General features: G+C 57.2%; 3 protein-coding genes and 1 pseudogene. All 4 read left to right on the forward strand.

From position 1 onward, the window contains the following. The first annotated feature begins 281 nt into the window (after positions 1–281). Entirely contained in the window at positions 282–1,343 is a 1,062-nt protein-coding gene (locus tag P3W85_RS17345; RefSeq protein WP_276265691.1) for a hypothetical protein, read from the forward strand. 242 nt (positions 1,344–1,585) lie between these two features. After that, positions 1,586–3,127 carry a peroxidase family protein gene (locus P3W85_RS17350; protein ID WP_276265692.1) on the forward strand — a complete coding sequence of 514 codons (1,542 nt, stop codon included), beginning with the start codon at positions 1,586–1,588 and terminating at the stop codon, positions 3,125–3,127. Between the two features lie 378 nt (positions 3,128–3,505). Continuing rightward, positions 3,506–4,897: an IS4 family transposase gene (locus P3W85_RS17355; RefSeq protein WP_276265693.1), complete on the forward strand. Its 1,392-nt coding sequence runs from the start codon at positions 3,506–3,508 to the stop codon at positions 4,895–4,897. Between the two features lie 34 nt (positions 4,898–4,931). Further along, positions 4,932–6,274, forward strand: a pseudogene (locus P3W85_RS17360) (IS4 family transposase); the annotation flags it as partial. Positions 6,275–6,938 lie beyond the last annotated feature (664 nt).

A 6,938-nucleotide genomic window follows, 5' to 3' on the forward strand; every position in this document is an offset into this window, starting at 1 on the left:
CGGGACACATCGATGCAGTCTGGCTGTGGCGATGGTTGTCGGCCGTCCGGGCCAAGTATCGGAAGGCCGAACAATTCAATTTCATTCAGGACAGGATTAGAAACTATTCATATGGGCTAGGCTTCGCGTTACCTACTATAGCTGCACGTGAAGCCGGGCATGGGCGGTTGCGAGGTTCGCATTGGCGCCAGCGTGCGCCCGGCGCGCGGAGAACAGCCGTGAAGGCGGCAGAGGGCCTCCGCGGAGGAACGCCAAGCCACGTCACCAGTGAGGAGATAAAAATGGAACAACTGCGGCTGTTCACACCAACCGACTGGAGACGGGCGTACCCGGACCCAAGCATCGGATTTCGTCACAAATTCCTGATGCAGGGAGATTCCTGGTTTTCGATCGGCGCCCTTCCTCCCGCTGCCCTGACTACCAACATGCCGCAGCACATGGCGTTCAACTTTTCCGCTTGTGCGGTCAATTACGCCCAGCCTGGAGCAGAGCTCGGCCAGATCGTCAACGTGGCGCCGTCGTCGCAATGGGTATTTGATCCTGCATTCGAGGCAGCTCTTACCGGGCCGCTCTCGGAGAAGTGGGACGCCATCCTCCTCTCGGCTGGCGGCAATGACCTTATCGCGGCGCTTGGCACGCCGCCTGAGGATGCGAAGGGCAACCAGGTTCCTCGAAATCGTCGAATATTGTTGCTCCCTGCTGAATGGGGATCACAGGCTGACGCCTCGCGCTATGTCTCCGACAGCGGGTGGGCCGCATTCGAGATCTATCTGCAAGGGGTGTTCCAGAACCTGGTCGACTGGCGCGATGGTCCGCGAAGCAAGTCCCAATCCGCTCCGATCGTTCTGCATAGCTATTGCTACGCTCAGCCACGGCCAGCAGGCACGGGCGGAGTACCCGGCGCGTGGCTTACCGGTCCGTGGCTATCACGCGCTCTTGACACGTACTTGATCCCCGACGCCGGTGGTGCGTGGCGGGAGCTCAGCGACTACCTCTTTGATCGATTCTTCGCCTTGCTGACGCGTATCAGTGCCAATCATCCCAAGATCTACCTGACTGACCTTCGAACTGGATTGACGCCAGCAGCGCCAGGCACGACGGGGGCGAGCGGCGATTGGGCTAACGAGATCCACCCAACCACAGGCGGCTACAAGAAGTTGGCACCGATCTATTGCGCGACAATTGAAGAGGCGTTGGCTAACAATCAGCTGCGGACAGAGTTGATCGATGCTGTCCGACTCGGCAAACGAGTGGTCCGCAAGCGCAAGGGCACGTCGCAAATTGCTCCTATCACCCTGAAGCCGTCCAGCCGGCAGTCGCAGGTGTCGCTACGACCAGTGTAGCGACAGTACGCGACTGGGGGCGTGGCGCGGCACCATTCGCTGGATGCGGATGATCGCATACACGCGCCTCGCTCCAGGCCACGCGTAGTGTGCAAATGTCTGCAGTGCCGCCAGCGCGTCCTTTGCTTGGATGGCCACGGCCTGTTTCGCTTCCATAGACAAGCAATCTCTTTCCTCTAGCGGACCGATCGGAACATAGGTGAAAGACGCGGCTGCCCTGAAGTTCACACGGAGAAGATGAAATGAGCCTATTTGACGAAGTATTAGGCGGTATCGGGCATATCCCATTCCTTGGCGATCAGTTGAATCGGATTGCCATCAACCATATCGCAACGCGAACCACATCACGTCCACGGCCATTCAGCCTCTGGTCCCCCGATCCTTCGCCACCGTCGCCGGCAATCGGATCCGTGAGCGAATACACGTCTTGGCCCGGACTGACGGATCGCCGATTCTCGGGACGGCATTTGCCCGTCGCTTCCCCTGAGTATCTAGCCAAGCTTCAGACGCCCGTGGAGAGCTTAATACCGTTGTTCAAGCGCAGTAGTCCCATGAAAGAGGATCGCTCGAGTGTACTTTTCATGTTCTTCGCCCAGTGGTTCACCGACAGCGTGCTGCGTGTAGATCCAACGGACCGCCGACGTAACACGTCGAATCACGATATCGACCTGTGCCAGATTTACGGCCTGTCTGAAGCGACGGCGAGCATCCTTCGTAGCCACGAGGGCGGCAGACTGCGATGCCGCGATATTGACGGGGAGAGCTTTCTTGATTATCTCTACGTTCAAGGCGATCCCGACAGCCCACTGACACCAAAGCCTGAGTATGCCGGCCTACCGTATATAGAGATCCTGGACTCTATCTTTCAGAACGATGAGCGTAGGCGAAAGGCGTATGCCACTGGACTGGAGCGTGGAAACTCCACAATCGGATATGTGGCGATTAGCACGATATTCATGCGTGAACATAATCGCATCTGCGCTGGGTTGGCTGCAAGTAATCCGGGTTGGGGTGATGAGAGGCTGTTCCAAACGGCACGAATGATAAATATCGTCCTCCTGATGAAGGTTGTGGTGGAGGACTACATAAATCACATTGCTGGAAATAATATATTCAAGCTGGATCCGAATTTCGCGGAAGACCAGAGTTGGTATCGTACCAACTGGATCGCTATCGAGTTTGACTTGCTCTATCGGTGGCATTCTCTCGTCCCGGATGCGATCCAGGTCGCCGGACAGACTGTGGTCGCCGGCGATTTTCGCAACAACAATGAACTGCTCGAGCACGTTGGTATCGCTCAGGTATTGACGAGCGCATCCAACCAACGCGCTGGCCGTATTGGTCTCTTTAATTCGCCATCCTTTTTGTTGCAGGCTGAAACCGCCAGCCTCACCATGTCTCGAGCATTTAAACTGCAGTCTTACAATGATTACCGAGAACAGTTTGGGCTGAACCGGCTGTCGAAATTCAGTGATCTAACGAAGGATGACACTGCTATTGCTTCGATCAAGCAGTGCTATGGCTCGATTGATGATGTCGAGTTCTTGGTGGGGATAATGGCCGAGGATCGAACTGGCGGCGCGCTGTTCGGCGACTTGCTCAACACCATGGTCGCATACGACGCTTTCACGCAGATTTTCACAAATCCATTGCTGTCCAGAAATGTGTTCGGTCCGCAAACGTTCAGCGAGTATGGAATGGATGTCATCGAATCGACACGCTCGATTCGGGACATTGCGAAGCGAAATATCGTTGGGGACGTCACTGCGAATCTTGGGGCCTGATCGGTGATCCTGGGGAATAGATCAACGTCGTAGAATTACTTCTATTGCCCCGAGGAACAGGCAGAGCAAAGTAACTTTGGTGAGTGCCAAGGTACAGCTGACTCTGCTGTGCCGCGAGTACTCAATGCTACCTTCTGAGAAAGGGGCAGCTAGATTATAGGGAGGGGATTAGAATCATCCGGCTATACACAACTCTGACCACCACCGCCCGGCCTCGGGGGCGAGCGTTTACGTTCAGTAATCTGGCGCGGCCCTTGTAAACTTACGGCACTTGCTTGTGATTACCCACATCTTAGCGAGAGATTCTGTTAACCTGCCGCCGTTTAGAAAAACTACATGACGAATGGCAGGAAAAAATAATCAGAAGATGAGTCATGGCTGGATCAGGAGATTGCGGGAAGCGAGTTCCGGGACGTCAGGCTTCGCAAGCGGTTTGGACTGCTGCTTGAGCGATTTTGGAAGGGTATGGGGCAGACCATTCCGCTTGCCTGCCAGGACTGGGCCAATACCAAGGCAGCCTATCGGTTCATGGACAATGAACGCGTCAGTGAGCAGGACATTCTGAGTGGGCATTTCGAGGCAACTGCGCAGCGTTTTTCCACGACCGATGGCCCGATTCTTGTACTGCAGGACACCACTACGTTTTCGTACGAAAGCGAGCATCCCGAGCTTATCGGTTATGCGAGCAACACACTGACCGCAGCCGAGCGATACGGTCGCGACAAGGCAAGCTCGCAATGCGGCATCCTGATGCATTCAAGCCTCGCGGTGACGCCGCGAGGACTGCCGCTCGGGCTGACAGCCATCAAGTTCTGGAGCCGCAAGGAGTTCAAAGACACGGCGGCGTTGCGGAGCAAAGTCAATTTCACACGCATACCGATCGAGAAAAAAGAAAGCTTTCGCTGGATTGAGAATCTGCGGCAGTCAACGTCTCGACTAGGCGATCCGGATCGCTGTGTGCATATTGGTGACCGGGAGAGTGACATCTTTGAACTGTTCTGCGCTGCATGTGAGCTTGGAACACATTTTCTGGTGCGTACCTGCACTAACAGGTTAGCCGGGGACGGCGAGCTTGCCGTTGCAGATGAAATGTCGGAAGCGCGAGTGAAGGGATTGCATCGGATCGAATTTTGTGACTCGAAAGGGCGGCACCAGCAGGCGCTTCTGGAGATCCGGTACCGGCGCATTACGATCTTACCGCCCGTCAGCAAACAGCGGCACTACCCGGCGCTCAGGCTGACCGTCATTCATGCGACGGAGCGCAGCGAGCCAGCGGGCCGGCCGCGTATCGAATGGAAGCTTGTAACTGATCTGTCGGTGAACTCACGTGTCGACGCAATCGAAAAGATCGACTGGTACGCGATGCGCTGGAAAATAGAGACGTTTCACAAGAACCTGAAGTCCGGCTGCAAGGCTGAAGAGTCGCAGTTGCGTACAGCCAGCCGGTTGACCAACCTGATCGCTATCTTCTGTATCCTTGCCTGGCGAGTATTCTGGCTGACTGAGATCAATCGATCTGCACCAGAGGCCCCACCGGGGGTGGCGCTTACCGAAACCGAGGTTGCGCTTCTTGATCAACTCGTCAAGGATACGGCACGCACCGCGCAGGCGCCTGCCCTGTCACGCAGCCTCATCAAGCTCGCACAACTGGGCGGCTATCTCGCACGCGCCAATGATCCACCACCGGGCAATAAGGTCATCTGGCGCGGCATGCATCGCCTTATCGACATTGAACTGGGATACTGTCTGGGGCGTGAAAAATGTGGGTAATCACAAGACGGCACTTGGCGTTTACTCTCTGCTTTTGCGTGACGCATTGGCAACCGAATCAACGCACTGGGCAGAGACGGAATTCGAGCAACTCGACCTCGGCGATGCGCGCCTGGACAAGCGAGCGAGGATATTGATGGAACGATTGGCGGCCGACCCGATGGCCAGCGTGCCGAAGGCATGTCGGGGCTGGGGCGAAACGATGGCGGCGTATCGCTTTTTTGATAACGATAGCATCGACTGGCGCGCGATCTTGGCGCCGCACTGGCAGCAGACGCAAAAGCGGATGGAAGCCCTTCCTGTCATCCTTTGCCTGCAAGACACCACCGAACTTGATTTCAACGGCCAGGGTGCAATCGGGCTCGGACCACTGAGCTACGATACGCAGCGCGGCATGTATCTGCATCCGACCTATGCGGTCACGCCACAGCGCGAGCCGCTGGGCATTCTGGACGCGTGGATGTGGGCACGCGAGAAGAAGGACAAATTTGGCAAGCGCGGTGGACCAAGGAGAGCCTGCGCTGGCTCGAGGGCTACGAGCGCATTGCGGAGATGGCGGCGAGTCTGCCGGCTACGCGCCTGGTGTATGTGGCCGACCGCGAAGCCGACCTGATGGCGCTGATGCTGCATGCCCAAGCGCTGGGCACGCCAGCCGACTGGCTGGTACGGGCCACCCACAACCGCTGTCTGCCGGAAGGCGACAAGCTGTGGGAGCGCACCACGAGTGCGCAGGCGGTAGGGCAGATCGCATTCACGCTGGGATCGCGACACGGCATCAAGGCGCGCATTGTACGCCAGCACGTGTGGATGCAGCGGGTTGAACTGCCCGCGGGAAAAGGCAAGAGCGTCGCCGCCACCTGCCTTGTCGCGCGCGAATTCGATGGGCCACCCGGCGTCAAGCCAATCGAATGGCGCTTGCTGACCAACCGCGTTGCCACGACCTTGGACGAGGCGATCGAATTAATTGATTGGTACCGGGCGCGCTGGGAAATCGAGATGCTGTTCAATATCCTGAAAAACGCGTGTCGCGTTGAAGCGCTCCAGCTTGGCTCGTTCGAACGGCTTGAGCGCGCATTGGCGCTGTTCATGGTGGTGGCGTGGCGCGTTTCTCACCTGATGCGGCTGGGACGAACCTGTCCTGATCTAGACGCGGAGCTGTTCTTTGATCCCGATGAAATTCGGGGCGCCTACTTGCTGACCAAAGTACGGCAACCGGCAACGCCGAAGCTCAATGAAGTGCTGCGCCTGATCGCGCGCCTCGGCGGATTCCTCGGGCGCAAGAGCGATGGCGAACCGGGCGTCAAAACAATCTGGCTTGGACTCAAAGAGGTTCATGTCGCTGCAAAAACGCTGCGTGGCCTACGGGACGAGGGCAGTGCTGACATTTGTGTATACCCGAATGGGTATAAGCTGCTATTAATTCTGCCTTCCAGTAGTGATCCGGTAGGCCATTGCAACCACCAACGTCAACTTTGGCTTCTAAGGCGGTCGTTTCAGGGTGATGCGCTCTACGCGCTGTCCGTCGCCGGACACCATGCAGTAGGCAATAGCGCTTGTGGAAGAACCCTGCGCACCCGTCGCTGTGAATCTGAATTGCACCTCTATCTTGCCGTCCGTTGTGCGTCGCAAAGCTTGCGGTGTTTCCTCGATCTCGAAATCGACCGAGTAGGGCGTCGGCGCCATCCGGTCGATAGCCTCATAACACGCATATCTCACAGCATCTTCGATGTCGAGTTCACCCGGCTCGTACCAGACACCCCGAAAGAGGGCCATCGCCAGGACGACGCTAAGCGCTACCCATGCGAGCGGCCAAGCCAACCTGGTCCGCCGTCGATCACTTTTGTCCCCCATATCCCGCGCCCCTGTCACTTCGCGCGATTCTAGCGGATGAAAAACACGCCGCTGTTGGTCCCCACCCAAATGGGGGGTAACGACAATCCCCCATCTTGGGTGGTGGTGACCGGTGGGTCCCGATGGGAAGATAGGAGCCGCAAGCGGGAGACCTCCTGCGATGTGAGACCAAATCGCGCACGTTTGGAAC

The organism is Cupriavidus basilensis (genome assembly GCF_029335485.1).
GTDB classification, from domain to species: domain Bacteria; phylum Pseudomonadota; class Gammaproteobacteria; order Burkholderiales; family Burkholderiaceae; genus Cupriavidus; species Cupriavidus basilensis_E.